Here is a 2,974-nt window from a genome sequence, read left to right on the forward strand (position 1 = left end):
CCAGCACGGTCAGGAAAATCGCCAGGCTCGGGAAGATCGCCACGTGCGGGGCGATCACCATATCCGCCCGCGCCTCGTTCAGCATCGCGCCCCACTCCGGCGTCGGCGGCTGTGCGCCTAACCCCAGAAACGACAGGCTGGCCGCCGAGATAATCGACACGCCTATGCGCATCGTGAAATAGACCACGATAGACGAGACCGTTCCCGGCAGAATATGGCTGAACAGGATAGTGGCATCGCTGGCTCCCATGCTGCGGGCCGACTCGATAAAGGTCTGCTGCTTCAGCACCAGCGTGTTGCCACGTACCAGGCGCGCGAAAGCGGGAATCGTGAATACCGCCACGGCGATGATGACGTTCGCCATGCCGCTGCCCATCACCGCCACCACGGCAATCGCCAGCAGAATACCGGGAAAGGCAAACAGCACGTCGCAGATACGCATGATGATGCGGTCCCACCAGCCTTCGTAATACCCGGCCACCAGCCCCAGCACGGTGCCAATCGCTGCGCCCATCAGCACCGCAAAGACCCCGGCCGCCAGCGAGATCTGCGCCCCTACCAGCACGCGGCTGAAAATATCGCGCCCGAGCGAGTCCACGCCAAACCAGTGCATCATCGACGGTCCATCGTTCAGCCGGTCGTAATCGAAGTAATTTTCCGCATCAAATGGGGCTATCCAGGGGGCGATAATCGCCACCAGGATCAGCAGTAACACAAACAACCCGGCGACCATAGCGACGGGCTGACGACGGAATCGACGCCAGAACTCAACCCACGGGGTGCGAATATGGTCCGGCCTGATCCCCGGCATAGCGTTTAAAATGGCCTGGCGACGCCAGTTCAGTAATCGCATCTTACTTATACCTGATGGCCGGGTTAATGGCGGCGTACAGCACATCCACCACTAAGTTGATAAGAATAAACTCCAGCGAGAAAAGCAGAACTTCAGCCTGAATAACCGGATAGTCACGCATATCGACCGAGTCGACCAGCAGGCGCCCCAGCCCCGGCCAGTTAAAGACCTTCTCAACCACGATAGAGCCGCCCAGCAGGAAGCCGAACTGTAGCCCCATCATCGTGACCACCGGGATCATCGCATTACGAAAACCATGCTTCAGAATGACCCATTTCTCACTCACCCCTTTTGCCCGCGCGGTGCGAATGTAATCTTCGCTCAGCACGTCGACAAAGGAGGCGCGGGTGAAACGGGCCATCACTGCCGCAACGGCTGCGCCAAGCGTCATAGAGGGCAGAATGTAGTGCTTCCAGGTGTCGGCCCCGACGGTGGGCAACCAGCCCAGCTCGACGGAGAAAATCTGCATCAGCAGCATACCCAGCGCAAACGCCGGGAAAGAGATACCGGTGACTGCCAGCGCCATACCGAGCTTATCCGGCCAGCGGTTGCGCCAGACGGCGGCAACGATTCCCGCGCCCAGGCCAAACACAACCGCCCAGCTCATACTGGCAATCGTTAACCAGAAGGTGGGCATAAAGCGGCTGGCAATCTCCTCCGACACCGGACGACGCGACACCATCGAGATGCCGAAATCGCCCTGAAGGACATTGCCAATGTAGCGCAGAAATTGCCGATACAGCGGCTGATCAAGACCGAGCTGTTTACGCACCAGTTCGATAACCGTGGCATCCGCTTCCGGTCCGGCAATCAAACGCGCCGGATCGCCGGGCAGCATGTGGACAAACAAAAACACCAGCACGGCCACAATCAGCAGCGTCGGGATAAGCCCCAGCAGGCGTTTACACACATAATTCAGCATGAGTATTATTTCAAATCCGCGTCGTCAAAGCTAAAGCCCGTATCCGGCATGATGTAAAAACCGGTCAGCGCTTTATTGTGGGCTGAGACCAGTTTTTCCACCACCAGCGGCACCCACGGCGACTCTTTCCAGATAATGTCCTGCGCCTCTTTGTACAGGCGCGCTTTCTCTTCCGGTTTGGTGGTTTTCAGGGCATCGGCCAGATCCTTATCCACCTGCGGATTACTGTAGAACGCGGTATTGAACAGCGTTGGCGGCCAGTTCTGGGAAGCAAACAGCGGCGACAGGGACCAGTCCGCTTCACCGGTTGAAGCCGTCCAGCCGGTGTAGAACATCCGCACGCCGCTCTCTTTCTGTCCTTTGCCTTCCACTTCCGCCGCGCGCTGTCCGGCATCCATCGCCGTGACCCTGGCTTTAATGCCCACCTGTGCCAGTTGCTGCTGGGTAAATTGCAGCACCTTCTGCGCGGTACTGTGGTTATGCGACGACCACAGCGTGGTGCTAAAGCCGTTCGGATAGCCCGCCTCTTTCAGCAGTTCCCGCGCTTTCGCCGGATCGTACGGCCACGGCTGATAGCTCTGCGCGTACTCAATGGTTGGCGGCATCACGCCCGTCGCCGGGGTGGCGTAGCCGGCAAAGGCCACCTTCACCAGTGCCTGGCGGTTAATGGCGTAGTTGATGGCTTCGCGCACCTTCGGGTTATCGAACGGTTTCTGCGTGACGTTCATGCTGATGTAGCGCTGCATAATCGACGGGCTGGCCACCAGCTCCAGCTTGCTGTTTTTCGCCAGCAGCGCTGCCTGTTCGTAGGGGATCGGGAAGGCAAACTGCGCTTCGCCGGTTTGCAGCATCGCGGCACGGGTATTGTTGTCCACGACCGGCCGCCAGGTGAGGGTATCCAACTTCGGCAGCCCCGGCTGCCAGTATCCGGCGAATTTCTTCACCTTCACATAATCGGTCTGGTTCCAGGTAAGCAGTTCGTACGGTCCGGTCCCCACCGGGTGGAAGCCAATCTCTTTGCCGTATTTCTTCAACGCCGCAGGAGAAATCATCACCGTCGCGGGATGCGCCAGGATATTAATAAACGCCGAGAACGGCTCTTTGAGGGTGATCTTCACCGTCGCCGGATCAATCACCTCGGTTTGGGCGATATTTTTATACAGGTTGTAGCGCTTAAGACCGTTTTCCGGATTGCTGGC

Annotated in this window: 3 protein-coding genes; all 3 read right to left on the minus strand. The window is 58.5% G+C overall.

From position 1 onward, the window contains the following. A partial coding sequence (gene gsiD / locus HP459_RS22170) for a glutathione ABC transporter permease GsiD (RefSeq protein WP_171936850.1) occupies positions 1-853 on the minus strand: 853 nt, incomplete at its 3' end. Between the two features lies 1 nt (position 854). Then, positions 855-1,775 carry a glutathione ABC transporter permease GsiC gene (gene gsiC / locus HP459_RS22175; protein ID WP_006809475.1) on the minus strand — a complete coding sequence of 307 codons (921 nt, stop codon included), beginning with the start codon at positions 1,773-1,775 and terminating at the stop codon, positions 855-857. Positions 1,776-1,780: 5 nt separating this feature from the next. Next, positions 1,781-2,974 (minus strand): glutathione ABC transporter substrate-binding protein GsiB (gsiB, locus tag HP459_RS22180; RefSeq protein WP_171936851.1); only part of this gene is annotated, 1,194 nt, incomplete at its 5' end.

The sequence above is a fragment of the Enterobacter sp. CM29 genome (assembly GCF_013179605.1).
GTDB lineage: Bacteria > Pseudomonadota > Gammaproteobacteria > Enterobacterales > Enterobacteriaceae > Enterobacter > Enterobacter intestinihominis.